Here is a 722-nt window from a genome sequence, read left to right as displayed (position 1 = left end):
CCGCCCACCCCTGGCGTTGGCTCTGGCCATGGGGGCGCGATACGCCACTGCGCCGGCGGCGCGTGGCGCAGGGTGAATGCGAATGCGGTTCTTGATGAGGTGAATCCGCGGATGCCGCAGGCGCGTAAGGATATTCAGCGGTTGGCGGCGTTGGGGGATACGTATGCGAACGCGTCGCCGGACCTGTTTGATTTTTTGAATAATGCGGTGGTGACGTCGCGCACGATCAATGCGCAGCAAAAGGATCTGGATCAGGCGTTGTTGTCGGCGGCGGGGTTCGGTAACACCGGGGCGGATGTGTTCAACAGGGCCGGGCCGTACCTGGCGCGGGGGGCGGCCGACCTGGTGCCGACCGCCCAGCTGCTGGACACCTACAGCCCCGAAATCTATTGCTTGATGCGCAACGAACACGATGCGCTGCCCGCCACGGGCGCGGCCGAAGGCGGCTTCAACGGCTACTCACTCGTCACCAACACCGCGTTGTTCTCCGGACTGGGACTGATCGCGAACCCGGTGTCCGCGGTTCCCGTCATCGCGTCCCTGGTGGGCGGCGTCGCCGGAGTGGTCGGTGGCGCGCCCAACCCCTACATCTGGCCGGAGAACCTGCCGCGGCAGAACGCCCACGGTGGGCCCGGGGGTGCCCCAGGTTGCTGGCAGAAAATCACCCGGGATCTGTGGCCGGCACCGGAGTTGGTGATGGACACCGGTAACAGCCTTGCGCC

Annotated in this window: 1 protein-coding gene; it reads left to right on the top strand. The window is 66.3% G+C overall.

Annotation, left to right across the window (positions count from 1 at the left end):
- Positions 1 to 722, top strand: a 722-nt coding sequence (locus A5775_RS11460) for an MCE family protein (protein ID WP_369827823.1), incomplete at both ends; no start/stop codon positions are given.

Source organism: Mycobacterium sp. 852002-10029_SCH5224772 (assembly GCF_001667315.1).
GTDB lineage: Bacteria > Actinomycetota > Actinomycetes > Mycobacteriales > Mycobacteriaceae > Mycobacterium.
This window is presented reverse-complemented; position numbering and strand designations above follow the sequence as displayed.